At 65.5% G+C, this 24,801-nt stretch carries 22 protein-coding genes; 11 read left to right on the top strand and 11 right to left on the bottom strand.

Features of this window, described 5'->3' with window-relative positions; translation table 11 throughout:
* Nucleotides 1–153: 153 nt before the first annotated feature.
* From GRI97_RS10870 to GRI97_RS10860, 3 genes are read right to left on the bottom strand one after another with little or no spacing between them, the layout of a single operon-like run.
* Nucleotides 154–1,584, bottom strand: a complete 1,431-nt coding sequence (locus GRI97_RS10870; RefSeq protein ID WP_161391205.1) for an efflux transporter outer membrane subunit — start codon at nucleotides 1,582–1,584, stop codon at nucleotides 154–156.
* Nucleotides 1,577–4,735 (bottom strand): multidrug efflux RND transporter permease subunit, encoded by a 3,159-nt coding sequence (locus tag GRI97_RS10865; RefSeq protein ID WP_161391204.1) that lies wholly within the window; start codon nucleotides 4,733–4,735, stop codon nucleotides 1,577–1,579. The genes GRI97_RS10870 and GRI97_RS10865 overlap by 8 nt, the downstream gene beginning before the upstream one ends.
* A gap of 15 nt (nucleotides 4,736–4,750) precedes the next feature.
* Entirely contained in the window at nucleotides 4,751–5,923 is a 1,173-nt protein-coding gene (locus GRI97_RS10860) for an efflux RND transporter periplasmic adaptor subunit (RefSeq protein ID WP_161391203.1), read from the bottom strand.
* A gap of 142 nt (nucleotides 5,924–6,065) precedes the next feature.
* Here GRI97_RS10860 and GRI97_RS10855 point away from each other — a divergent pair, with 142 nt between their 5' ends.
* The 3 genes from GRI97_RS10855 to GRI97_RS10845 all read left to right on the top strand — a co-directional run bounded on the left by GRI97_RS10855 (nucleotide 6,066) and on the right by GRI97_RS10845 (nucleotide 8,377).
* Nucleotides 6,066–6,767: a response regulator gene (locus tag GRI97_RS10855; RefSeq protein WP_161391202.1), complete on the top strand. Its 702-nt coding sequence runs from the start codon at nucleotides 6,066–6,068 to the stop codon at nucleotides 6,765–6,767.
* A 13-nt stretch (nucleotides 6,768–6,780) separates the two neighbouring features.
* Entirely contained in the window at nucleotides 6,781–7,854 is a 1,074-nt protein-coding gene (locus GRI97_RS10850; RefSeq protein ID WP_235917764.1) for an ATP-binding protein, read from the top strand.
* Between the two features lie 247 nt (nucleotides 7,855–8,101).
* Nucleotides 8,102–8,377: a hypothetical protein gene (locus GRI97_RS10845; RefSeq protein WP_161391200.1), complete on the top strand. Its 276-nt coding sequence runs from the start codon at nucleotides 8,102–8,104 to the stop codon at nucleotides 8,375–8,377.
* Nucleotides 8,378–8,465: 88 nt separating this feature from the next.
* On the opposite strand, the gene GRI97_RS10840 is transcribed toward GRI97_RS10845, so the two are convergent.
* Nucleotides 8,466–9,872: an aldehyde dehydrogenase family protein gene (locus GRI97_RS10840; protein WP_268891194.1), complete on the bottom strand. Its 1,407-nt coding sequence runs from the start codon at nucleotides 9,870–9,872 to the stop codon at nucleotides 8,466–8,468.
* A gap of 351 nt (nucleotides 9,873–10,223) precedes the next feature.
* A complete protein-coding gene (locus GRI97_RS10835) occupies nucleotides 10,224–11,120 on the bottom strand; it encodes a LysR family transcriptional regulator (RefSeq protein WP_235917763.1) in 897 nt (298 codons plus the stop codon).
* 146 nt (nucleotides 11,121–11,266) lie between these two features.
* Between GRI97_RS10835 and GRI97_RS10830 the strand changes: the two genes are divergently transcribed.
* On the top strand, nucleotides 11,267–12,040 hold the full coding sequence (locus GRI97_RS10830; RefSeq protein WP_161391197.1) for an SDR family oxidoreductase: 774 nt from the start codon (nucleotides 11,267–11,269) through the stop codon (nucleotides 12,038–12,040).
* 169 nt (nucleotides 12,041–12,209) lie between these two features.
* Here the strand turns inward: GRI97_RS10830 and GRI97_RS10825 are convergent, their stop codons facing one another.
* The gene (locus GRI97_RS10825) at nucleotides 12,210–13,760 is read right to left on the bottom strand and encodes an aldehyde dehydrogenase family protein (protein ID WP_202392713.1); all 1,551 of its coding nucleotides are present in this window, start codon (nucleotides 13,758–13,760) and stop codon (nucleotides 12,210–12,212) included.
* Nucleotides 13,761–14,127: 367 nt separating this feature from the next.
* Nucleotides 14,128–14,865, bottom strand: coding sequence for a Crp/Fnr family transcriptional regulator (locus tag GRI97_RS10820; protein ID WP_202392712.1), 738 nt, complete (start codon nucleotides 14,863–14,865; stop codon nucleotides 14,128–14,130).
* Nucleotides 14,866–15,063: 198 nt separating this feature from the next.
* On the opposite strand from GRI97_RS10820, the gene GRI97_RS10815 reads away from it, so the two are divergent.
* From GRI97_RS10815 to GRI97_RS10795, 5 genes are all read left to right on the top strand, one after another.
* Entirely contained in the window at nucleotides 15,064–16,035 is a 972-nt protein-coding gene (locus GRI97_RS10815; RefSeq protein ID WP_161391196.1) for a sensor histidine kinase, read from the top strand.
* Nucleotides 16,036–16,227: 192 nt separating this feature from the next.
* Nucleotides 16,228–16,701 (top strand): hypothetical protein, encoded by a 474-nt coding sequence (locus tag GRI97_RS10810; protein ID WP_161391195.1) that lies wholly within the window; start codon nucleotides 16,228–16,230, stop codon nucleotides 16,699–16,701.
* The gene (locus tag GRI97_RS10805) at nucleotides 16,698–17,231 is read left to right on the top strand and encodes a terminase small subunit (RefSeq protein ID WP_161391194.1); all 534 of its coding nucleotides are present in this window, start codon (nucleotides 16,698–16,700) and stop codon (nucleotides 17,229–17,231) included. Before GRI97_RS10810 ends, GRI97_RS10805 begins: the two co-directional genes overlap by 4 nt.
* A 288-nt stretch (nucleotides 17,232–17,519) precedes the next feature.
* A complete protein-coding gene (locus tag GRI97_RS10800) occupies nucleotides 17,520–19,028 on the top strand; it encodes a terminase (RefSeq protein ID WP_202392711.1) in 1,509 nt (502 codons plus the stop codon).
* Nucleotides 19,029–19,101: 73 nt separating this feature from the next.
* Entirely contained in the window at nucleotides 19,102–19,857 is a 756-nt protein-coding gene (locus GRI97_RS10795; protein WP_161391193.1) for a siderophore-interacting protein, read from the top strand.
* Between the two features lie 230 nt (nucleotides 19,858–20,087).
* Here the strand turns inward: GRI97_RS10795 and creD are convergent, their stop codons facing one another.
* On the bottom strand, nucleotides 20,088–21,563 hold the full coding sequence (gene creD, locus GRI97_RS10790) for a cell envelope integrity protein CreD (RefSeq protein WP_161391192.1): 1,476 nt from the start codon (nucleotides 21,561–21,563) through the stop codon (nucleotides 20,088–20,090).
* Nucleotides 21,564–21,660: 97 nt separating this feature from the next.
* The gene (locus GRI97_RS10785; RefSeq protein ID WP_161391191.1) at nucleotides 21,661–22,446 is read right to left on the bottom strand and encodes a M15 family metallopeptidase; all 786 of its coding nucleotides are present in this window, start codon (nucleotides 22,444–22,446) and stop codon (nucleotides 21,661–21,663) included.
* 131 nt (nucleotides 22,447–22,577) lie between these two features.
* Here GRI97_RS10785 and GRI97_RS10780 point away from each other — a divergent pair, with 131 nt between their 5' ends.
* The gene (locus GRI97_RS10780) at nucleotides 22,578–22,997 is read left to right on the top strand and encodes a hypothetical protein (RefSeq protein ID WP_235917762.1); all 420 of its coding nucleotides are present in this window, start codon (nucleotides 22,578–22,580) and stop codon (nucleotides 22,995–22,997) included.
* Between the two features lie 11 nt (nucleotides 22,998–23,008).
* Here GRI97_RS10780 and GRI97_RS10775 read toward each other — a convergent pair whose 3' ends face one another.
* Nucleotides 23,009–23,350: a hypothetical protein gene (locus GRI97_RS10775; RefSeq protein ID WP_161391189.1), complete on the bottom strand. Its 342-nt coding sequence runs from the start codon at nucleotides 23,348–23,350 to the stop codon at nucleotides 23,009–23,011.
* 563 nt (nucleotides 23,351–23,913) lie between these two features.
* Between GRI97_RS10775 and GRI97_RS10770 the strand changes: the two genes are divergently transcribed.
* On the top strand, nucleotides 23,914–24,264 hold the full coding sequence (locus GRI97_RS10770) for a hypothetical protein (RefSeq protein WP_161391188.1): 351 nt from the start codon (nucleotides 23,914–23,916) through the stop codon (nucleotides 24,262–24,264).
* A 129-nt stretch (nucleotides 24,265–24,393) separates the two neighbouring features.
* On the opposite strand, the gene GRI97_RS10765 is transcribed toward GRI97_RS10770, so the two are convergent.
* The gene (locus GRI97_RS10765; RefSeq protein WP_161391187.1) at nucleotides 24,394–24,798 is read right to left on the bottom strand and encodes an endonuclease domain-containing protein; all 405 of its coding nucleotides are present in this window, start codon (nucleotides 24,796–24,798) and stop codon (nucleotides 24,394–24,396) included.
* Between the last annotated feature and the right edge of the window lie 3 nt (nucleotides 24,799–24,801).

Here is a 24,801-nt window from a genome sequence, read left to right as displayed (position 1 = left end):
GTTTGCGCGAAAACTCAAACCTGGGGATCGGAGGGCCCGCCGCCAGACACAGAGAGAGCTCTGAACGCCAGTGTGGTGCGCCTTGCAGGCCGGCCTCTCCACCATGCTGCGCATGGTCCCCTCCCCGGGCAAGCCCCCGGGAGGATGAGAGAACTATTCCTCTCCTTCGCCACCACCCAGCGCGCGGTAAAGGCCGGTGGCGCTGGAGAGTTCTTCGCGGCGCAGGTCCAGATAGGTCTGGCGCGCGCTGTAGAGGCTGCGCTGCGCGTCGAGCAGTTCCAGCCGACTATCCACCCCCGCGCGATAACGCAGATTGGACAGTTCCACCCGGCGCGCTGCGGCATCAGCCGCCGCCTGCTGCGCGTCGGATTGCTTGCCATAGGTGGCACGCCCGGCCAGGCCATCGCTCACTTCACGGAAAGCTGCCTGGATCACCTGCTCATACTGCGCGATGGCAATCGACTTGCGCACTTCGGCAAGTCGCAATTCGCCCTGCAGGCTGCCGCCCCGGAAAATCGGCTGGCTGATCTGCGGGGAGAACGACCAATTGCCATTATCCGTGTCGAACAGCCGGTCAAAAGCCAGACTGGTGACACCAAGCAGCCCCGTAATCGACAAGCGTGGGAAGAAGGCGGCACGGGCCGCACCGATATCGGCGTTGGCGGCCACCAGTTCGCGTTCGGCCTGGCGGATATCCGGGCGATTGGTCAGCAGATCGGACGGCAGGCCGGCCGGCAGCTGGGTCAGGATGGGCTGTTCAAGCAGGCTCACTGGCGGCGGCAGATCGGCGGGCAGCGGCGCGCCGGTCAAAAGCTGGAGCGCATTGGTCGCCTGCGCTTGCGCGCGCAGACGAGCCTGCAGATCGGCTTCCGCCTGACGCACCAGCCCATCGGCCTGCGACACCTCCAGCCCGCTGGCCTGACGCGCTTCGCGCAGCAGCCCGGTGATGCGCGCCGATTCCCGCCAGTCGATCAACGTGCGTTCGGTCAAAGCCAGCTGTTCGACCGCCAGTCGTTCGGCCAGATAGGCATCCACCACGGCGCCGATCAGGGCGATGCGGGCGGCGCGACGCCCTTCGTCCGACGCGAGATAGCGTTCGAACGCCGCCTCGCTCTGCGAACGAAGCCTCCCGAACAGATCGATCTCGAAAGCGGTCAGGGCGACATTGGCCGAATACTGCCCGAACTCGATGCCCGATGGCGCTGCGCCATCGGACGGCAGACCCAGCCCCGCCCCGGCCGTTTCCAGCGGAATGCGCTGGCGGGTGTAGCTGCCATTGGCATCGATGCTGGGCAGTTGCGCCCCCCGCGCCATGCGGAACTGCGATCGGGCCGCCTCCACATTCAGCGTAGTCACGCGCAGATCGCGGTTGTTTTCCAGCGCCAGGGCGATGATCGCCTGCAGCCGGGCATCGCCGAACATCTGCCGCCAGGGAATGGTCGCAGCGCTTTCCGGCTCGGCCTTATCGGCCCCGGCGAATTGCGCTGCCACCGGCGGAGCGGGAATGTCCAGCTTCGGGTTCATCGAACAGCCGCTGGCCAGTGCAAGCACGGACAGGGCCGCAGTCAGGGTTGATTTACGCATGGGATCCCTCCGGCGCGGAATGGTCTGCGATTGCGGATTGTTCCTCTTGATCCGGCTTGCGCTTGCCGCCGATCCGCTCGGCCAGGCTCAGCACCACGACGAAGAACACCGGGACGAAGAAGACCGCCAGCACCGTGCCGGTGATCATGCCACCGAACACGCCGGTGCCGATGGCCCGCTGCGTTTCCGAGCTGGCCCCGCTGGCAATCATCAGCGGCACCACGCCCAGGGTGAAGGCCAGGCTGGTCATGATGATCGGCCGCAGCCGCAGCTTGGCGGCGTGGATGGCCGATTCCACGATCGACATCCCCCCTTCCCGCGCAGCCTTGGCGAATTCGACGATCAAGATGGCGTTCTTCGCCGACAGCCCGATGATCGTGATCATCCCCACCTTGAAGAACACATCGTTCGGCATGCCCGCCAGCATCACGGCCGCGACCGATCCGATCAGCCCCAGCGGCACCACCAGCATCACCGAAAGCGGGATGGCCCAGCTTTCGTACAGGGCGGCCAACACCAGGAACACCACCATCATGGACAGGACGAGCAGCATGGTGGATTCATTGCCGGAGGTTTTTTCCTGCAGCGAAACTCCGGTCCATTCGACTTCGAAACCGGCAGGCAGCTGTTCGACAAGACGTTCCATTTCCGTCAGCGCATCGCCACTGGAATAGCCGGGTGCAGCCATGCCGCTGATCCGCACGGCGGGATAGCCGTTGTAGCGAACGAGCTGCAGCGGGGCGTTTTCCCAGCGCGGGATAACGACTTCGGACAGCGGCACCGATCCGCCGGCACTGTTGCGGACATAGAGCTTGAGCACATCGTCCAGCTTCATCCGGGCGGAAGCGTCGGCCTGCACGATCACCTGCTGCAGCCGGCCGTCATTGGGGAAGTCATTGACATAGGACGATCCCATCGCGGCGCTGACCGTATCGGCAATGGCATCATAGGACACACCCATGACCTGCGCCTTCTGCCGATCGATTTCCAGCTTCACGCTGCTGCCCGGCGGCAGACCTTCGGGATAGACATTGCTGACAATCTTGCTCTGCGCGGCCAGCGCGATCAGCTGCCCTTGGGCCGCCATCAGCGCATCATTGCCACGGTTGCCTCGATCCTGCAGCCGCAGGGCGAAGCCCGCAGAGGTACCCAGCCCATCGATCGACGGCGGCAGCAGGCTCATCACCGTGCCTTCGCGGATAGCGGCGGTGGCCCCCATAGCGCTCTGTACCTCGCCCGCGCTGGTCGCATCACCTCGCTCACTCCAGTCTTTCAGCGTGACGTAGGCCATTGCTGCATTGGGACCGGAACCGGCAGCGCCATACCCGAGGATTCCGATGGTATCGGCCACGGCGGGACGCTGCTTGTTATGGTTCTCCAGAACGTTGAGGGCTTCCTTGGTTCTACCCGTGGTCGCGTCAGCCGGCATCTGGAAGATGGTCATGTAATAGCCCTGATCTTCTTCCGGAACGAACCCCGACGGCAGGTTCACGAAACCGACCGCCAGCAGGGCGACGACGACAGCGAAACCGGCCATCATCCGCCCGCCACGCTTGAGCAGCCGGGTGACCCAGTTTTCGTAACCCTTTGTCATCCGGCCAAAATGGCGATCGAACCAGCCGAAGAAGCCCTTCTTCTCCTCATGCCCATGGATCGGCTTGAGCAAGGTGGCGCAAAGAGCAGGCGTCAGCGTGAGTGCAAGGAAGGCGGAGAACAGGATGGAGACGGCCATCGACATGGTGAACTGGCGATAGATCGCCCCTACCGATCCGCTGGCGAGTGCCATGGGAATGAACACCGCCGTCAACACCAGGGTGATGCCGATCACCGCACCGGTGATTTCCTTCATCGCCTTCTTCGTGGCTTCCTTGGGCGGAAGGCCCTCTTCGGCCATGATCCGTTCGACGTTTTCGACCACCACGATCGCGTCATCGACGATGATCCCGATCGCCAGCACCATGCCGAACATGGTCAGTACGTTCACTGAAAAGCCGGAGGCGAGCATGATGGCAAAGGTGCCGAGCAGCGCGATCGGCGCCACAATGGCCGGAATGAGAGTGTAACGAACCTTCTGGAGGAAAAGGAACATTACCAGGAACACCAGCACCATGGCTTCCAGCAAGGTCATGACGACCTTTTCGATCGATATCTTGACGAATGGCGCCGTGTCGAAGGGTATCCGATAACTGATCCCGGCCGGCATCGAGCGGGACAGTTCTTCCATGCGTTCCGCCACAGCAGCAGAGGTGCTGACGGCATTGGCGCCTGGCGCCAGCTGCACCGCGACCATGGCCACCGGCTTGCCGTTGGAACGGGTCGCAAAGCTGAAAGTCTGCGCCCCAAGTTCAACCCGGGCAATATCTGCCAGAGTAACGTCCGACCCGCTGGTATCTGCGCGCAGGATGATGCGTTCAAATTCTTCCGGGGTCTGCAATTGTCCTTCGACGGTCAGCGGGACAGTTACCCGGGTTTCCTCAAGCGTGGGTGCACCCCCGAGGGCGCCGGGCGCAATCTGCCTGTTCTGCGACGCGATGGCAGCCGTGACATCACTCATCGAAAGGCCGAAAGACAGCAGCTTGGCCGGATCGACCCAGATGCGCATTGCACGCTCGGAAGCGAACAATTGTACGCGACCAACGCCCGGTACGCGCTTGAGTTCTTCTACCACATTGCGGGCGGCGTAATCACCCAGCAGAGTTTCATCGACTTCCGGATCGGAAGATTCGATATTGACCAGTGCAAGGAAATCGGACGACGCCGCCTCGACCATAACGCCAGTCTGGCGAACCACCTGGGGCAGACGAGGCTCGGCTGTTTTCAAGCGATTCTGCACGTCAACCTGCGCCAGTTCCGGGTCTGTACCGGGCTGGAAGGTGGCCGTGATCGTAGCCGTTCCGGACGTGTCAGTTGAGCTTTCGAAGTAGAGCATGTTTTTCACGCTCGACAGTTCACGCTCGATCAGACTGACGACGCTGTCGGTCATGTTTTTGGGCGTTGCGCCGGGATAGGTGGCGGTGATGCTGATGGTCGGCGGCGCGATCACGGGGTAGCGTGCCACGGGCAGCTGCGGGATGGCGATCAGGCCCATCAGGATGATGCCGATGGCAACCACCCAGGCGAAGACCGGCCGGTCGATGAAGAAGCGAGGCATGGGAAATCCTTCCGATCAGCGCTTGGCTGCGGCGGGGCCGGCAGGCGCGGCGGCGGCGGGATTGCGCCAGGCGACGGGCTTCACCGTGGCCCCGGCGGCGACCCTGTCCTGCCCTTCGACGATGACGACATCCCCGGATTTCAGCCCTTCCGTGATGACAATCTGCCCATTGCGTTCGTCGCCCGTGGTCACGCGGCGGCTGTGGACCTTGCCCTGCGCGTCGACCACGCTGACCTGTTCCTTGCCCGCTGCGTCGCGGGTGACGGCCTGGCGGGGGACGACCAGGGCGGCCGGGAGGGAGAGGCGGGGGAGGCGGGCGCGGACGAACATGCCGGGCAGCAGGGTGCGGTCGGGATTGGCCACCTCCACACGGGCGATTACATCGCCGGTGCCGGGATCTACGCTGATGCCGGAGAACAGCATGCGCCCGCGCACGGGGTGGATGCGGTCATTGCCCCAGCGGATTTCCACCTCCGCCCCGGCATTGCCCTCACCCGCGCGAGCGGCTTCGCGCAGGGCTTCGAGCCGGGCGGCGGGCTGGCGTACGTCTATGTAAACGCGGTCGATTTGCTGGACGGTAGCGAGCGGCTGGGTGTCGCCGGCGACGGCCAGCGCCCCCTCCGTGAAGACCGCCTGATCGATCCGGCCGCTGATCGGCGAGCGCAATGTGGCGAAGCCGAGATCAACATTGGAGCGGCGCAGCTGGGCCCGACTCTGGGCCAATTCGGCCATCGCCTGGTCGCGGGCGGTGACGGCATCGTCATAGGTCTGGCCGCTGATCGCATCGGCTTCGACCAGCGGAGCGAGCCGCCGTTCCTGCGTACGGGCGCGCGCTGCCACCGCCTGAGCACGCCGCACCGCCGCATCGGCCGATGCCACATCGGCGCGGAACGGAGCGGCATCGATCTGGAACAAGGCCTGCCCGGCCCGCACTTCGCTGCCCTGTTCGAACATCCGCCGCTGGATCACCCCGCCCACCTGCGGGCGGATCTCGGCAACGCGAAAAGCGACTACCCGACCGGGCAGTTCATCGGCGATATCGACCTGCGAAGGCTGGACCTTGACCACCGATACCTCCGGAACGGCGGTGGGGGCAGCCTCTTCCTGTTGCGCGCAGGCGGACAGGGCGAGCGAGGCGGCGCCGATGAGCAGAGCGGCGCGACGACGCCACGAAGGGGAGAAGATCATTCCGGGAATCCAGTGCCAATGCTGCAATTGCGAAGGCCTCTGATCCTGTCGTGTCGAGCCTTTGTGGAGGAAGTGTTGAGGAAGTGTGGAGACGGATGGCCGACCCCGTCCACCGGGCGTATGGAGGGCGGCGGAGGCGACAATGAATATCGATAACGCGCTGGTGCTGGTGACCGAGGACGAGGCCGAGATCGCCGAGGTGATCATGGCCTATCTTGAACGGGAAGGGTTTCGCACGATCCGGGCGGCGGACGGGCGGGCGGCGCTGGAAATCCATCAGACGCTGAAGCCGGACCTGGTGATCCTGGATGTGCAGATGCCCCGAATGGATGGATGGCAGGTGCTGGCCGAGCTGCGCCATCGCGGCAGCACGCCGGTGATCATGCTGACCGCGCTGGACCAGGATATCGACAAGCTGCAGGCGCTGCGGATCGGGGCGGATGATTATGTAGTCAAGCCGTTCAACGCCGCCGAAGTCGCCGCGCGCGCCCGCGCGGTGCTGCGCCGGTCGGCCGCGAGCGATGGCACGGTGTTGCGGCTGGGCGGGATCGAGATCGATTTGGAAAGCCATATCGCCCGCGTCATGGATGAGGCGAGCGGCCAGCAGTCGGGCGAATTGCCGCTGACGCTGACCGAGTTCCGCCTGCTGGCCCATATGGCCCGCGCGCCGCGGCGGGTGTTTTCGCGCGGGGAACTGGTCGATGCCTGCCTGCCCGGCGGTGACGCGCTGGACCGGACGGTGGACAGCCATCTGAGCAAGCTGCGGCGCAAGCTGCAGGATGCCGGTGCGCCGGGCATGGTCAGCAATGTGCGCGGGGTCGGTTTCCGGCTGGCGGGCGGTTGAAGGAGCGCGGCGGATGAAGAGCGTTCAGGGGATCGGGCGGCAGATCGCGGTGTCGATGGTGACCGCGACCGTGACATCGCTGGTGATGGCCTTCGCCGGATTGTACCTGTTCTATGCCCTGCTGCTGCGATTTGCCCCTTCGCTGATTTCCGAAGAGGCTGGCCTGCCCGGCGGCATCGAGTGGATGATGATGATCACCCTGCTGGCGGTGGGCGCGGGCGTGGCCTTCGTGTTTGCGGTGCGGCTGGCCCGCCATATCGTGCAGCCGATCGTGACCGTGGCGGCGAGCGCGCGGCGGCTGGCCGATGGCGATCTGACATCGCGCGCGGTGCCGGCCCGCACCCCCACCGGGGAAGTGGCCGGGCTGGTCAATGACTACAATTTCCTGGCCGACCGGCTGGAGAAATCGGCTGAGGCGCTGCTGCGCTGGAACGCGACCATCGCGCATGAGCTGCGCACGCCCGTCACCATCCTGAGCGGGCGGTTGCAGGGGCTGGCCGATGGGGTGTTCCAGCCGGAACCGGCGCTGTTCACATCCCTGGTCAGCCATGTGAACGGGCTGGCCCACCTGATCGAGGATCTGCGGATCGTGAGCCTGATGGACGGCGGCCATCTGGAAGCGGCGATCCGCCGGGTGGACCTCGCCGCCGAAACGGAGATCATCACCGGGCTGATGCGCGATCCGCTGGCCGATGCCGGGTTCCAGCTGATCCTCGATCTGGAGGATGGGACAGCCGATGTCGATATCGCCCGCATCCGGCAGGCGCTGATCGCGCTGCTGGAAAACATCCGCCGCCATGCCCGCCCGGGCCTGGCGCTGGTGCGGCTGCGGCTGACGAGGGATCAGGTGCGGATCGAGGTGCAGGACGAGGGGCCCGGCCTGCCGCCGGACTTCGTCGAATATGCCTTCGAGCCGTTTCGCCGCTATCGCGACATGAACGATCCGATCAAGGGCAGCGGGCTGGGGCTGGCGGTGGTGCAGACCATTGCGCAATTGCATGGCGGCATGGCCGGTTATGCCCAGGTGGATGGCGGGGCCTGTTTCAGCATGGTGTTCCCGCGATTCCGCGCGCCGGTCGCCAACTGACATTGAGGCGCGTTGGAAGCGCATAAAAATGCCCTGGCGCAAAAAGTTCCAGCCTGCGTAAAATAATAAATCACCGGAAATCCGCGAGATGGGCCCCGCCTGGAAATCGATGATTGTTATTGTTGACGGTGGATTCGCTATCCTCACCCAACCGTGTTACAAGCTGATATTGTCAGCGACGAAATGACGAGCTGATAACTGAGAGAGACGATAGTCGCGTGCTCCCGTCTTGGTCAGGAGCCTTTTCATGCATCATTTTCAGATATTGCCGATAGACCAAGCGGTAGAACCGATGGATTTCATCGGCTTCGACGCTGCTGGCGTTTTGCAGGCGGTACAGCATCTGGCCTGCACCGGCGCGCGGGTGTTGCGCGACGGCGCGTATTGCTTTGATCTGCGGCTGGATGGCAGCGGCGTCTGGCATGTATCGCAGCAGGCAGATGCCACCGCGCCCAGGCTGGTGTCGCAATCGGCATCCCTGCCGACAATGTCGGCGGCAACGCCGATGCCGCCCCAACTCTAAAAGCGGGTTGCCGGGTAACACCCGCGCAAGGGGGCATCAGCGCCCTATGGATGAAAACGGGGCTGCCGAAGCAGCCCCGCCCCCGTTCTTACTGATGCAGATAGACGGCGCGTTCGTGGGAGAACGCCTTGAACCCGAAATAGCCGTGGTAGCTGCCCGTGCCGCTCTGGTTCACGCCGCCGAACGGCAGGTGGTTTTCCAGATAATGCGAGAACACGCCATTGACGGTGACCCCGCCCGATGAGGTGCGGTTGAGCACCCGATCGACATTGTCCTGATCCTTGCTGAAGATATACAGCGCCAGCGGCTTGTCCCGCGCGGCGATGTAATCGATCGCATCGTCCAGCTTGTCATAGGTCATGACCGGCAGCAGCGGGGCGAAGATTTCTTCCTGCAGAATGGCCATGTCCGGCGTGACATCGGTCAGCAGGGTCGGGTGGATGGTCAGATCGCCCTCTTCCAGTTCGCCGCCCACGGCCACGGTCGCGCCCTTGGCCACGGCATCATCGAACAAGGTCTTCACGCGGGAGAAATTGCCGGCGTTGACGATCTGGGCGATGCCTTCCTTGTTGATGCTGCCTTCGGCGTAGAGGTTTTCCTTCACCTTGGCGCCGAACACCTCGACCAGCCGATCCTTTTGTTCCGGCTTCACGAAGACATAATCGGGGCAGATGCAGGCCTGGCCGCCGTTGAACTGCTTGGCACCGGCCAGCGCCGCGCCGATGGCGTCGATATCGGCCCCGTCATCGATGATGACCGGCGATTTGCCACCCAGTTCCAGCGTGACGCTGGCGAGATGCTTGGCCGCTGCGGCCGCGACGATCCGGCCCACGCGGGTGCTGCCGGTGAAGAAGATGTGGTTGAACGGCAGTTCGAGCAGTGCGGTGGCGACGCTGACATCGCCTTCGAACAGGGCGACCTCGTTTTCATCGAACACTTCGCGCAGGATCACCCCGGCGATGCGTGCGGTGGCCGGGCACAGATCGGTGAGCTTCACCATGCAGCAATTGCCGGCGGCGACCGCGGCGGCCACCGGGCCGAGCGTGAGGCCGAGCGGGAAGTTCCATGGGCCCAGGATCAGGCAGACGCCGCGCGCTTCATAGACGATCTGCGCGCGATCCGCCGGGTTGAGCGAGGGGGTGACCTCGGTCGGGGTCATCCAAGCATCGAGATTGTCGATATTGCGCTGGATATTGGCGGTGATGTTCATCACTTCGGTGACGCGGATTTCGCCGACCGGCTTGCGCGTGTCTTCGCGCACGGCGGCGACGATGTCATCGGCATGGGCCTCTACGGCGGCCTTCAGCTTCGCCAGCTTGGCCTTGCGATCGGCGGCGCTGCTGGCCTTCACATTCCACTGATTGGCCTGCTGTAAGGCGAAGATGCGTGCGATATCCTGCGACTGATCCTGCGTGGTCATGGGGGTAATGCGCCTCTCACTGTGATGAACAGGGTTGATGTTATGCCGCGCCTTGTAGGTGGTCAGCGCGGGCAAAGACAAGCGTTGTAGATGCGGGCGATTGTGGTGGTTGTGGGCTTGGGGTTGTGGGCTTGGGGTTGTGGGCTTGGGGTTGTGGGCTTGGGGTTGTGGGCTTCGAGGTTGCGCTGGCCCACCCCCGGCCCCTCCCGCAAGCGGTAGGGGAGTCAGGTTGTGCTGTGTTGCGCCTGGGTGCCCCCTCCCCGTTCACCCTGAGCCCGTCGAAGGGTGCTGGCACCATTGTCGCGTGGGCGCGGGTGTTGGTGGCTGGCCTTCGACGGGCTCAGGCCGAGCGGGGGTGGTGGTTGGACACGCGGGAAACGTGTTGAGGGGCTGGCATGTTGGGCAAGCGGGATCGGTCCCACCCGCTCAGCCTGCCATCAGCAATTGGCGATGCAGCAGCGCGGCCAGCCAGTCGGCGAAGACGCGGACCCGGCCCGAGACATGGCGGCGGTGGGGGAACAGCAGGCGCATGGGCATGGGTTCGGCGCGGAATTGGGGCAGCACCTCCACCAGTTCGCCGGCATCAATGTGGGCGCGGACGTCATAGGCGGGGATCTGGATCAACCCGAGCCCGGCCAGGCAGCAGGCGATGCTCGCCTCCGCACTGTTGACCGTGACCCGGGCGGGCAGCCGGGCGGTGTGCAGCGTGCCATCGGCCAGCCATTCCCAATCTTCCACCCGGCCATTCGATGGGGAGGCGTAGGCGACGGCGTGGTGGTTCTGCAGCAGAGCATCCGGGCTGGCGGGCACGCCGTGGCGGTCCAGATAGGCCGGGCTGGCGACATTGATCAGCGGCAGCAGGCCGATGTTGCGGGCGATCAGCGGGGAATCGGCGAGCGGGCCGATGCGCAGCACGCAATCCACGCTGTCTTCGACCAGATCCACCGCGCGATCGGTCACCCCCAGCACGACATCGATGTGCGGATGGGCGTCGAGAAATTGCGGCAGGGCCGGGGCGATGACCAGCCGGCCAATCCGGCCCGGCACATCCACCCGCAGCCGGCCCGCCTGCTGGTCTGCCGAGCGCTGAAACAGGTTTTCGGCATCTTCCACCTCGGCCAGGATCCGCTGACACCGTTCGTAAAGCGCCATGCCATCCTGGCTGAGCGAAACCCGCCTGGTCGTGCGGTGAAGCAGGCGCGCACCGACCCTTTGTTCAAGCTCCTGCACCGCCGCAGAAACCGAGGATCGGGGAATGTCCAATGTATCCGCGGCCCGGGTAAAGCTGGCGCATTCCACCACGCGACTGAAAACACGAAACAAATCAATTCGATCCATCGGACGTGCCCCCGATTGTCCAGATTTTCCGACCACTGATGTCAGAGTGGTCGGCTTTATCGGTCAATGCCAGCCGGATATTCCATTGTCAGCCGTATGCAATTGTAAAAATTGTAAAAAGGAGAACGCCGATGGCTGATCATGGTATTGCACGAAAGACCGTTCTGATTGCCGGGGGTGGCAAGAATCTGGGTGGGCTGATCGCGCGCGATTTCGCTGCGCTGGGCGCCAAGGCGATTGCCGTGCATTACAACACCCCGGGCAGCAGGGACGAGACCGAGGCCACCGTGGCCGCGATCCGGGCCGCCGGCGTTGAAGCGGTTGCCTTCCAGGCCGATCTCACCACAGCCGGGGCGAATGAGAAGCTGTTCGCCGACACGATTGCCGCGATCGGCCGGCCCGACATTGCCATCAACACCGTGGGCAAGGTGTTGAAGAAGCCGATGATCGAGATCAGCGAAGCCGAATATGATGCGATGACCGACGTCAATTCGAAGGCCGCGTTCTTCTTCATCAAGGAAGCCGGCAAGGCGCTGAACGACAATGGCAAGATCTGCACGCTGGTGACGTCGCTGCTGGGCGCCTATACCCCGTTCTATTCCAGCTATGCCGGGACCAAGGCGCCGGTGGAACATTTCACCCGCGCGGCATCCAAGGAATTCGGCGACCGGGGCATTTCGGTGACCGCGATCGGCCCGGGCCCGATGGATACGCCGTTCTTCTACCCGGCGGAAAGCCCGGAAGCGCAGGCTTACCACAAGACGGCGGCGGCCCTTTCCCCCTCCACCCCCACCGGGCTGACCCATATCGAGGATATCGTGCCCTGGATCCGGTTCCTGGTATCCGAAGGCTGGTGGATGACCGGGCAGACCATTCTGGTCAACGGCGGTTATACGACCAAGTAGGGTGTGGGCGGCTTGGGCTCGGGTGGAGGTGATTGGCCTTCGACGGGCTCAGGCCGAGCGGGTGTGGGTGGTTGGGGGCTGGTGGTTGACCGGCGCTGAGGTTGCGCTGGCCCACCCCCGGCCCCTCCCGCAAGCGGGAGGGGAGGCAGGTTGTGCTGTGCCCTTCCCCTTAAGCCGCCGGCCAGGTGATCGTGTGGGCCTCGGTGAATTCAAACAGACCCTCACGGCCCAGTTCGCGGCCGACGCCGCTGGCGCGGAAGCCGCCGAAGGGGGCGCGGTCGTCCTGGGCGACGGCGTTGGCGTTGTTGATCCAGGTGGTGCCGGTGCGCAGCGAGCGGGCCACGCTGGCGGCGCGATCGGGATTGCCGCTCCACACTGACGAGGTGAGGCCGGACCAGTGATCGTTGAGTTCATCGACCAGCGGATCAAGATCGTCGAAGGGCAGGATTGGCACGCTGGGGCCAAACTGTTCCTGATCGACGATGGCCAGCGCCCGATCCGGGTTCAGCACCAGGCTGGGGCGCATGTACCAGCCGCCGCTCTGTTCCGCATCATCGGACAGGGTGCCGAATTCGCGGACTTCATGGCCGGCGTTGCGCGCTTCATCCAGCATCTGGCGGACGATATCACGCTGCCGTTCATTGTTGAGCGGGCCCATGGAGGATTGCGGATCGAGCCCATGGCCGATGCGGAAGTGGGACAGCACGCCCGACATCCCTTCCACCACTTCATCGTAGCGTGAGCGGTGCACATAGATGCGCTTCACGCCCATGCAGACCTGCCCGGTGGTGAGGAAGGAACTGATGGTCAGCCGCTGAATGGCGGCGGCATCCAGATCAGCATCATCGAGGACGAGAGCCGGATCATTGCCGCCCAGTTCCAGGGTGACGCGGGCGAGATTGCCGGCGCACATTTCCATCATCCGCTGGCCGGCCGGCGTGCTGCCGGTGAACACCAGGCGGCGGATGCGCGAATCGACGATCAGCGGGGCCACCGCATCATTGCTGCCATGGACGACGCTGAGCACGCCCGGCGGCAGGCGGCGGGCGAGATCGCGCAGCACCAGCGTGGTGGCCAGCGGCGTAGCCGGGGGCGCCTTCACGATCACGGTGTTCCCGGCGACCAGCGCATAGGGCAGGCTGGCGGCGAGGATCGCAAGCGGCCAGTTGTAAGGCACGATGATCGTCACCACGCCGAGCGGCAGATGCGACACTTCGGACCGCAGCGGGATCGGCGGGCGCGTGCGCGGGCGGCCATTGGCGTCGATGCCGGGTTCCGGTTCCTGGGTTTCGGGCGCCAGCACCTGCACCTTCGAGAGTTCGGGCGCGAGTTCAGCGGCCATGCGGCAGCGGCCGGCAAAGACGTGCATTTCGATGTTGGATTCCATCAGCACCTTGCCGTTTTCGCGCGTCAGGATGCGCGCGCGGGCGGCAGCATCGGCAGTCAGGCCATCAATGGCGGCCAGCAGCAATTCGGCGCGATGTTCGGGAGCATGGCGGCTCCAATCCTTCCACGCGCGCGCGGCGCCATCGACGGCGCGTTCGGCCTGATCGCCGGTGGCGGAAATGGCGCGACCGACCACTTGCGACGGACGGCCCGGATCGTGGACGTCGAAACTGTCGCCGGTTTCGATTTCATCCCCGTCGATCACCAGCGGGGCCAGCGTCTGCAGGTGATCGGCGGAGGTATCTGCCGGGGCTTGTGCTGTCATATCCGCCATGATGGGGTTCCTTGCCTGGGGACGAGAAGTGTGAGTCGGCCAAATAGCGCAGGTGAAGGCTGAATGCGCCATGGATCGGTCGATCCGTTCGCTCAGCCGGACGGCCATGGTCATGGAAGCCGGTCACCTGCTGACGATGGTCGAGCCGCCTGGTGATGCCGTTTGTCGAGACGTTGCAACTGGATTCCCGCCTGCGCGGGAATGACCAATCAAAACGATCACGTACCCTTGGCATTCCCGCGCAGAGCGGAATCCACACCGGAGTGGCTGGCCTCGGACAGGTTCAGGCCGAGCGGATAAAGGTGGTTGGGCGCGGGAGGGACATTGGAGACGCCCCGCCCTGTTTGCCCCGCCCTGTTTGCCCGTCCTACTCCCCGGCGACCTCTGTCGGATAGACGCCGCGCAGCACCTCTTCGAAATGGGCGCGGACGGCGGCGTTGCATTCGCAGCCCAGCGCCTTGAGCAGATCGCGGTCGCGCACGCGCAGGGTGCGGCGGCCGATGTCCAGCGCGCCGGTGGATTTGAGCGCGTGCAGCACCCGGCTCATATAGCTGCGGCCCACGCCCAGCATGCTGGCCATCTGTTCCTGCGTCAGCGGGATCACGTCATCTTCGGTGCGTTCGACCACAGAGAGCAGCCATTTGGCCGCGCGCTGTTCCACCGAATGGGCGGCGTTGCAGGCGGCAGCCTGCAGGATCTGGGCGACCACGCAATCCGAATAGCGGGCAAAGAGATAGCGGATGCCGGGCGCCTGATCCTTCAATTCTTCGAGCGTGGCCGAGGACAGGAACAGGAAATCGCCAGCGGCCTGCACCACGCTGTGGGCATAGGCGGGCAGGCGGCCCTGGCTGACGATGCCGCCCACGGCCCCCTCCCGCCCGATCAGCGCGGTTTCGACGAATTTGCCGCTTTCCATCAGGATCATGAAAGAGGCGAGCGAGGCGCCGCAGGGGAAATACACCGTCTCCACCTGATCGCCGGGATGATAGAGCGTGCGTTCCACGGGCATTTCGCGGTGGCGCAGATGCGGCAGCAGCAGGGCCAGATCCGCCGGCCGCAATGCCGCGAGCAAATTGTTCTGCGCGGCGATGTCTTCAATCGTCAATGTTGCCCCCCTGGCTGAGCCGCCGCCTTAATGGCGCGGCTCGCACGCTACTGTCCACTAATAGACAGACCGCAGCGCACCGCCCTTCTACCGCAGTTTTCTGAATGCGACATGGAGGATTGTGCGGTGGACGAAGACAGCACATTCCCCGATCGCTTAACCCCCGCGGTTCGACCCGCCGAGCCCGAGGGAACCGGATTGATTAACACATTGGACGCCATACCCCAGCTGGTGTGGAGCGCCCGGCCCGACGGGCGGCACGATTTCTACAACCGGAAATGGTTCGAATTCACCGGCCTTGGCGCGCGACCGGATGCGGCGGGTCCATGGGGCGCGGTGATCCACCCCGACGATCTGGCCGGTGCGCAGGCCGCCTGGCGCGAAAGCCTGGCCAGTGGCGCGGATTTCGAAGCCGAATACCGGTTGCGGCATCACAGCGGCGCATGGCGCTGGATCCTGGCGCGGGCCCTGCCCCTGCGCGAGGCCGACGGCACGATCATGCGCTGGTACGGCACCTGCACCCCGATCGAGGCGATCATCCAGCGGCAGGGCCGGCTGGCGGTGCTGGCGGGCGAATTGTCCCACCGGATCAAGAATGTGTTTGCGGTGGTGAATTCCATCATCACCCTGTCTGCCCGCGACGCCCCGGAAGCCCGGCCGTTTGCCGCGGCGCTGAGTGAGCAGATCAAGGCGCTGGCGCGGGCCAACAGCCATTTGCGCGCCGATCGACCCGGTGACCCGGCAGAAGGCCCGCAGCCGGCGGCGCCCGGGCTGTTGCCGCTGCTGCAGGCGTTGATGGAGCCCTATTCCCAAGGCGAAACCAGCCGCGTGCTGGTGCGGGGGACAGATCATGCGATCGGTGAGCAGGCCGCGACCGGGCTGGCGCTGATCATCCACGAGCTGGCCACCAATGCGGTGAAATATGGCGCCTTGTCCGTACCGGATGGGCGGGTGCGGATCGATCACGCGGTGGATGAAGTATGCCTGCAGCTGGTCTGGCAGGAAAGCGGCGGCCCGTGGCAGGCCGCCCCGCCCACCGGCAGCGGTTTCGGCACCAGCATGACCGAACGGGTCAGTCGCGACCAGTTGCAGGCCGAGGTGACGCGCAACTGGCGGCCCGAGGGGCTGGAGCTGACGATGCGCATTCCGCTGGAACGGCTGGCGGGTTAGCGGCCCTGCGCGGCGATTGGCAAGGGGCGCGGTGGCTTCGCCTGGCCACCTTCCTACACGCATCCTATTTGTGAAGTATTTTTCCTAGACATGTAGGAAAAAAGGGAACAAACAGGGATCAACGCACCACCGGAGTCCCCTGCTGGGTTGACGACGGTCGCCCCTGTTCCTTCGCCCGTGGGAGATTCCGCCATGCTGCGCCGCCTTGCCCGCCCCCCTGTTGCGCCTGCAGCAGAGGACCTTCCCTGCGATGATGCGCGCCCGAACCCGGCGCTCGCCCCCGCGATCCTGGCGCCGCTGCCACGCAGCGAAGAGGTGATCTATCGCGCCCTGGTGGAGGCGGCCGAGCGCGGGGAACGGTGCCCGCTGAATATCGATCTGGAAATGCTGGCCGGGTACAATTCCTGCAGCATGGGCGCGGCGGTGCTGCGGCGGCTGGAACGGCGCGGGCTGATCGTGGTGCGGCGATTCCAGCGGTTCCGCGAGGTGCAGATCACCGCCAATGGTCAATGGACCACCCGGCCGGAGAGTCAGCGGTCGCAGATCGCGCATGTGCCCAAGGGGATGGGGCGTGCGCGGCTTGAAGCGCAGGCGGGGCATCTGGGGGCTTCGCGCAGTCCGGCGCCGACCGAGCGGAAGCTCTATCGCAGCGGGGTGGCGCTTTGAAGCCGCCCAAGGCGCTTTCGGCGCAGCAATTGCGCTTCATCGAGGAATATCTGCGTGGGGCGCATCCCAGGAAAGCGGCGGAGCGGGCGGGATATCGCGATTGTTCTGCCTATGGAGCGCAGCGGATGCTGGCCCGGCCCTTCATCCAGGCTGAACTGGCGCGGCGGACCGAAAGTGTTCAGCAGCGCGTGATCGGCACCGATTGGGTGCTGGCGCGGCTGGCGGCTGAGGCGGAGGCGGATCTGGCCGATCTCTATGCGCCCGATGGCACGATCCGCCCGGTCAGCGAATGGCCGCTGATCTGGCGCCAGGGGCTGGTGGCCGGGGTCGAGACCACGAAACGCGGCACGGGCGAAGCGGCGGCCGTGGTGGAGAAAATCCGCCTGTGCGACCGCATCCGCCGGATCGACATGATCGGCAAGCACACCGGGGTGCAGGCGTTTCGCGAGAAGGCGCCGGAGGGGGATGATGGGGCGCTGAAGGCAATGGTCGAGGCGGCGCGAAGGCGGGTGGTTGAGAAGAAGATGTGAAGGAAAAAGGGACACAGCCTTTCGCCCGGCGCTTTCACCTGTCCCTCCGCGCGAGACGACAAATGGATGCCGGATCAAGTCCGGCATGACGAAGAGGGTAAGACACTGCTGAAAAAACACCGCTCGACAGACGCTGGCACATATTCCGCAACCAGGGCGCGGCCCCTGAACACAAGATCCGTCATGCCGGGCTTGATCCGGCATCCATGGTGCCGCCGCTGCAGGTCTGACGCAGGCTTGGGGGGCATGCCGGGTCACCGACCCTGACGAATTGAAAGGATCATCACGATGACATCGCAGGCTCGGCTGGCGGAGGATATTGGCGGGTTTACGCATGATCCGCTTGGCTATGCGCTGTATGCCTTTCCCTGGGGCACGGGGGAATTGGCGGGCGTTGATGGGCCGCGCGCCTGGCAGCGGGAGCAGTTGGGGATTATCGGGGCGCATCTGGGCGATCCAGAGCGGCGGCATCGGCCGTGCCGGATTGCGGTGGCGTCCGGTCATGGGATCGGCAAATCGGCGCTGATCGGGATGATCGTGAAATGGGGGCTGGATACCTGCCCCGACGCGCGCGTGGTGGTGACGGCCAATACCGAGCGGCAGCTGACCACCAAGACCGGCCCGGAAATCGCCAAATGGGCGCGGCTGGCGGTGACGGCGCCGTGGTTCAGGGCGCAGGCGCGCAGCCTGGTTTCGACCATGCCGGGCAGCGAGCAGAGCTGGCGCGCCGATCTGGTTGCCTGGTCCGAACACAGCACCGAAGCCTTCGCCGGGCTGCACAATCAGGGGCGGCGGATCATCGTGATCTATGACGAGGCGTCGGGCATTGCCGACAAGGTGTGGGAGGTGACGCTGGGCGCGCTGACCGATGAGGCGACGGAGATTTTGTGGATCGCCTTCGGCAATCCGACGCAGAACAGCGGGGCGTTTCGCGAATGTTTCGGCCGGCAGCGGCATTTGTGGCACACGGCGCAGATCGACAGCCGTACGGTGGAAGGGACCAACAAGCCCTATCTGGACGAGTTGATCGCCACCTATGGCGAGGACAGCGATATCGCGCGGGTGCGGGTGCGCGGGCAGTTTCCTGCGGCCGCGAGCATGCAGTTCATCGCCGGGGACATGGTGACGGCGGCGCAGGCGCGCGTGCCCGCGGGGGACAGCGTGCTGGCTGGCGACCCAGTGATCTTCGGGCTGGATTGCGCGCGGTTCGGCGATGACCATTCGGTGCTGGCGATCCGGTGCGGGCGCGATGCGGTGAGCCGGCCCTGGCAGCGCTGGCACGGGGTGGATGCGATGACGCTGGCCGGTGATGTGGCGCTGGCGGCGGGGCGCTGGCACCCCGATGCGATCATGGTGGATGCCGGCAATATCGGCGCGGCGGTGATCGACCGGCTGCGCCAGCTGGCGCCCGATGTGCCGGTGTATGAGGTGTGGTTCGGTGGCAAGGGCCGCGATGCGGAGCTGGAGCCGGGGATGAGCCTGCGCTGCCGCAACAAGCGGGCGGAGATCTGGGCGCAGATGCGCCACTGGCTGCGCCATGGCTCGATCCCGTCCGATCAGCAGCTGCATGACGATCTGACCGGGCCGCATTACGGCTTCGACGCGGATCAGCGGCTGACCATCGAGCGCAAGCCCGACATGAAGAAGCGCGGGCTGGCCAGCCCCGATGCGGGCGATGCGCTGGCCTGCACCTTTGCCGAGCCGGTGCTGCCGCGCAGCCTGCCCGAATGGATCGGCGCGATGGAGCGTCATGGCGATGGTGATGGGCGGGCGACGGACCGTTATCGGGAATTGTGACGGGATGGGCGCGGCGGGTGCATATCGTTCATGCGCTTGACCCTGCGGCCACGGCACCCCACTGTTTGCGGATATGGCACCCCCGAACCGACCCCCGCCGCGCCTGTTGCAGGTTCTCGACCGCACGCAGGTGACCCCCAACATGCTGCGGCTGACGCTGGGCGGGCCTGGGCTGGAGGGCTTCCCCGCGGGCCAGGCCGGCGGCTATGTGAAGCTGCGCCTGCCCACGGACGGCGGCAAGGTGGTGGTGCGGACCTACACCATCCGGGCGCAGACCGCCGAGACGATCGATGTCGATTTCGCGCTGCATGCCGCCGAGGATGGTGCCGATGGGCCCGCGACCGCCTGGGCGCTGGGCGCACAGGTGGGGGATCCGATCGAGCTGGGCGGACCGGGCGCGGCCAAGCTGCTGCCCGATGGCCATGATTTCTATCTGCTGCTGGGCGACATGACCGCCCTGCCCGCGATCAGCGTGAACCTGGAACTGCTGCCCGCCGATGCGCGCGGGCTGGCGGTGATCGAGATCCTGACCGACGAAGACCGGCAGGATCTGGCGCGGCCCGAGGGCGTGGAAATCCGCTGGCTGGTGAACCCGCATCCCGGCACCGGGCTGGTGCTGCCGGCCGAGGTGGCGCAGCTGGCCTGGCCCAATGGCAATCCTTATGCCTGGAGTGCCAGCGAGTTCTCCTCAATGCAGGCGCTGCGCCGGATCCTGCGCGATGAGCGCGGGCTGGGGCCGGATCGGCTCTATATCTCGTCCTACTGGAAATCTGGGCTGACCGAAGAGGCGCACAAGGTGATCAAGAGCGAGGATGCGTTGAGTTTGTAGGAGCCTCAGGCGCCGGCGCGGCCCATCCGGGCCGCTTGGCTATCCTCGCGCCTGCGGCGCTGCGGGCGGCCGGTCGGCCTTGCGGACCCCTGAGGGATCCGTTTGTTTGGAGGGTCCTCGCGCCTTGCGGCGCTGCGGGCGGCCGGTCGGCCTTGCGGACCCCTGCGGGGTCCGTTTTGCTTTGGGGGGTCCTCGCTCCTTTGGTGGTGCTGGGTCAGGTTTTGACAGGCCTACACCGCGCTTTCCGGGGGCGGATCGCGGCGGACGGCGGCGCCCCAGTCGAGGTTGCGGGTGGCGTACATCACGCCGGCCAGGGCCAGGAACAGCAGCACCGCGCCGATCAGCAGTGACCATGCTTCCAGGTTCAGCAGCACGAACAGCAGCGCATAGAGCGCGGTCAGCATGGCGCCGATGAAGCCGCCGCGTTTCCAGCTTTTCAGCACCGCAGCGCTGTAGGCGGACAGCAGGCCGATCACCGCCGCCGCAGCCGCCAGATAGGCGAGCGTGAAGCCGATCACCTCCGCAAAGGCGAGCAGCAGCACGAAGAACAGCACCAGCCCCACACCCGTGAGCAGATATTCCGCCGCCGCCACCCGCGCGCCGCCGACGATGTCAAACAGCAGAAAGGCGAGGAAGGTGAAGCCGATGAACAGGAAGCCGTATTTCACCGAACGATCGACCTTGCTGTAGAGATTGACCGGTTCGACCAGCCCCACGGTGACCGCCTGCGATTGCCCGCCGATCATCTCGCTGCGGGAATCCACCGGATAGGCGGCGGCGGTGACATTCATGGAGGAACTGGCGTAGCGGGCGACATCGGGAATGTCGGGCGCGCCGAGATCTTCGGTGGCGACGGGCGGCTGGCCCAGGGCGAGCTTGTCCACCGTGTAGCTGGCGCGGAAGCCGTCTTCGCGCAATTCGCGCTGTTCGGGCAGGAAGGCGCCGCTGAAGCTGGGACTCTGCCAGGCGGAGCTAACCTGCCATTGCGTCTGCCCGCCGCGCGGGACGAGGCTGAGCGAGCGGCTGCCGCGCAGGCCGAAGCTGTAATCGATGGCGATGCGCCCCTCCCCCGTCCAGGGAAGGAAGGCAAAGAAGCCCTGCCCGCTGGTGGCGCCCGGCCCCTTGCCCGGCTGCACGGTCAGCGGATTGCCGTTGATTCGGATCACCCCGCCCTTCGTCAGCCCGCGCGCATCCGACGCGCCGATCCGCAGTTCCGCCCGATCCCAGATCAGCCGTTCGCGGGTGACGCCGAAGCGAGCCAGATCGGCCGGCAGTTCGAAGGTGGCGGCGCCGGTGATATCGGCTTCATAGAGAACGCTGGAATAGATCGAGATGCGCCGTTCCTGCGGTTCCACCTGGGTGGTGACGCGGTTGGCGATGGGGGAGATATAGAGCAGCCGTTCAACCTCCACCACGCTGGTGACGGTCTTGCCATCGACCTGGCGCTGCTCGGTCTGGGTAGTGCGGAAGGGGACGGAGATGATCGGCCCGGCAATGACCTGCGGCCCGCCCCAGCCGGCGTTGATGGAGGCCTGCGCGGTTTCGGACTGCTGCTGACGATCCCACACCAGCGCGTAGGACACCATCAGCGGCACGATCAGTGCGAGGCCGATCAGCACCACGAACAGGAGCTTGATCCCGGGCGAGCGTTCGCGGCGCGGGGCCGGCTGGGTGCTGTCCGGATCGTGCCGTGTGCCGAATGCCATGATCGTGCTCTCCCCGGGGCCTGCTGGTTCTTGGCCGGGCGGGAATGTTTCGTTTGCAGGATTGATATAGGATTAACGGAAGGGGGTTGGGAGGTTTCTACTCCACCGGAAAATCGAAATATTCGTCGGTGAAGGGTTCTTCGCGCAGGGTGTAGTGCCACCATTCCTGCGCATAGGGTTTGAAGCCGTGGCGGGAGAGGACTTCGGCCAGCAGGGCGCGGTTGCGGGTGGCGGTGGGGGTGATGCCGGCGGCGCCGTGGTGGGATTTTTCGTCGAAACAGTCGTAGCCGGTGCCGAAATCGAGGCTGCCATCCTGATAGCGATCGGGCCCGGCGCAATCGGCCAGCGGCTGGGTGGCGTTCCAGCGGGGGAGCGGCGGAGCATCGATCGGGCGCAGGGTGAGATCGACCGTGCTGCCCCGGCTATGGCCGGAACGGCGGGCGATATAGCCGGCGTCGAACAGCACGCGCTTGTCCACCCGGGGGTAGAATTCGGCGCGCATCTGCGTCTGGCCGAGGTCTTGCGCCCAGGCGGCGAAATCATCGACCGCGCGCTGCGGGCGGTAGCAGTCGAAGATCTGCAGCGTCAGGCCCTGGCGGCGGAATTCGGCATCGGCCGCGGCCAGTGCCTGCGCCGCCGGGCGGGTGAGCACGCATTCGCCCGCCTGATAGCCCGCGATCGGGCGGCCCATGAAATTGTGCGACCCGGCATAGCGAATGTCCTGCACCACCGACGGCGCAAGATCGCGCAGATGGACGAACCCGGCGGGGAGCTGGCTGGCGGGCGGTGACGGCGGAGGATCGGTTGGGTCAGCAGAATCAGTTGGGGCGCAGGCGGCAATGACGCCAGCGAGCAGCAGTGCCGTGAGCGGGCGGAGGAGCATATGCGCGGCAGCAGCCATGGTGGGACGGTACCGCATCGCCGCGCCGAGGCAAGACTTGCGGCAGAAGGAGGGACCGATATGGTCGCGCCATGTTTGTGACCGCTCGCTTCGCCCCCTGTTGGATCCTGGCCATGCTGCTGCCGGCCGGTGTGGCTGCGCAGGAGGGTCAGATACCGCCCATGGTGACGCCGCGCCCCGCGCCTGAGCTTTCGGGCATGGATGCGGTCGAGCGGCTGATCGGCAATACGCTGGTAGTGACGATGACCTTCGAGGCCGACAAACCGCCGTACAAGGTGTTCATGCATCTGAAGGAGGATCGGTCCGCCCTCGCCACGACGGATCTGAACGCGAAGGCGCAGCGACGGGTGTGGTTCATCGATGATAGGGGCGAGCTGTGCTTTGCGGAGGACGTGGCGCGGCTGGTTTCCAACGATTGCATCCGGTTGGAAATCACCGGCGACACGGTGGTGTTGCTGGATGATGACAAGCGTTCGGACGAAGAACCGTGGATCCAGGTGGAGCTGTTGCCGGGCAATCCCTACGGGCTGTGATCGGCGCCTGATCAGCCCCCCGGCTCCAAGCGCTGGAGCCAAGCCTGGGCCTGCTTGGGTTCGCCCACCGCCTGCGGGCTCGGCTTGCCCCGGGCGGCCAGGAATTCGCGATGCAGGGTGAATTCGGGCAGGGCAAGCCGTTCGCGCGCATCGTCGATGGCGTCGGCCAGTTCCTGCAATTCGGCGATCACGGGGGCGATGGCGGCTCGGGTGGATCGATCCGGCTTGTGATCAAACAGACCCGCCTTGCCCGCCGCCGTGACGCGCAGCGCCGCCAGCAGTGCGGCGGTATATTCCGCCTCCATATCTGCGCGGCGGATTTCAAGCCGTTCGAGACGATCTGCCCTTGCCATGATTGCCCCGTGCCATGCCGGGCGGCAGGTGGCAATCATCCGCTTTGCGACCCGATACGAAGCGGATAGGCTGCATTCCCGGCTGAGGCCGGGCGAGTCCGGGCCCTGGACAAGGAGTGAAAGGCGATGCGCGGTGTGCTGCTGAGTGGTTTGTGCGCCGCGATGGTTGCGGCGGCCTTGCCGGCGGCGGCGCTGGCGCAGGCGGAGCAGCGCAAATCGGCGCCCGTGACCGAACGCAAGAAGGCCCCGAACGGCAGGGCCGGCAGGGTGCCGATCCCCCCACCCAGGCCCTATCCACGTGCCGATCGTCCGCAGACAGGCGCCCGGCCAGCCGAAGCGCGGCCCCGGGCGATCATCCCCCCGCTCCCACCACGGCAGGCACAGCCGCCCGCCAAGCCCCCGCGCGACGATCGCACCCGACAGACCTGGCCGGAGAATGACCCATCGGTGGTGTAATAAAAGTTTCCATCCCCAACTGTTCACTACGCGACGAACCGCTTCGCCCATGGTATGTTACATTTCGTTCCGGCAATGGCCGGCACACGAAGGGGCGGGTTGGAACAATGCAGGGGACAGGTGGCAAGGGATCGCCCGATTACGCGGCGGTGACATCGCGCGAGGCGGCGCAGCGGCTGGTGGAACAGGGGCTGCTGGTGCCCATGCTGCTGCTGCCGGAAATATTCGGCGGGGATGCGCATCCGGCCAATGTGGTCTTCGTGCCGCCCTTTGCCGCCGGGATCAAGCAGCAGGCGGATGAGGATATCATCCGGCCGCTGGTGCAGGCGGGCAAGGTGACCCGATACAATGCCCAGCCCGAATACAGCGGGGACAGCTTCGTGCCGGTGACCATCCGCGTGCATGCCAGCGATCCGGAGGAGTTCAGCGAAACGATCCGGGTTTGGCGCGGGGTTTGATGATTTTTTGATCAGTCGCACCGGTGGCAGCGTTGTTCCGGCCTAGTGGCCGGCCCCTCCACCATGCTGCGCATGGTTCCCCTCACCCTGCGAACTGGGGGGGATTTGCCTGCTTCTCATGGAACTGCGCTAGCCATTCTGCGCAGCCGCCGGATGGCCCAGCGGCAGGCGCGCACGGGCATGCGCCGCGATCGCATCGGCCACCGCAGCAGTATCCTGCAAAACCTCACTCGCCGGAATGCGCAAAGTCGTGATGCCGTTCTGCCCCAGCCATGCATCGCGTTCACGGTCGCGGACCGCCCTTGCCCCATCATCATGCGCGCGACCATCCACTTCCACCGCCAGCCGCGCATCGGCGCACCAGAAATCCAGCACGAAGGCCCCCGCCGGGTGTTGCCGGCGGAACTTAAGTCCATGCGGACGGCTGCGCAACACCTGCCAGAGCAACACTCCGGGCAAAGACATGATGCGGCGCAAGGCGCGGGCCTGGCGGATGGTTTTACGGCCGGTGGCTGGCGTGATGTCCCTGAGCATCGG

Source organism: Croceibacterium xixiisoli (assembly GCF_009827305.1).
GTDB lineage: Bacteria > Pseudomonadota > Alphaproteobacteria > Sphingomonadales > Sphingomonadaceae > Croceibacterium_C > Croceibacterium_C xixiisoli.
This window is presented reverse-complemented; position numbering and strand designations above follow the sequence as displayed.